Consider the following 345-nt stretch of genomic DNA (forward strand, 5'->3'; position numbering starts at 1 on the left):
TTCAAATAAAATATCAATTTATTCAGTAGCTTCCGGATTTGTAAGCGCTCTGTACTTTGATATTGGAGAGAAGTTTGTAAGTACATCAACTAAATCTTTATCTTTTACACCATTTAGAGTAGTTTTGTTATCTACAGAACCCATCACCATTGCTGAATGTATATTGTTTTCTAATAATTTCTCATTTAGGTTGTTGTATATATATTGAATCGTATATGCAAATGCTGAGAAGATAAAAATCTTATTATTACCATCATAGATAGGATTTTCGACATTCTTCTTAATATGCTCACTTAATACTTTAAACATTTCAAATCTACTAACATCTATAATCTTTTTCTAATT

General features: G+C 27.2%; 1 protein-coding gene. It reads right to left on the reverse strand.

The features are described 5' to 3' along the window. Positions 1 to 18: 18 nt before the first annotated feature. Positions 19 to 309: a hypothetical protein gene (locus F1592_RS13535; RefSeq protein WP_149814216.1), complete on the reverse strand. Its 291-nt coding sequence runs from the start codon at positions 307 to 309 to the stop codon at positions 19 to 21. Positions 310 to 345: the final 36 nt, after the last annotated feature.

Source organism: Staphylococcus sp. GDX7P312P, assembly GCF_008385775.1.
GTDB lineage: Bacteria > Bacillota > Bacilli > Staphylococcales > Staphylococcaceae > Staphylococcus > Staphylococcus haemolyticus.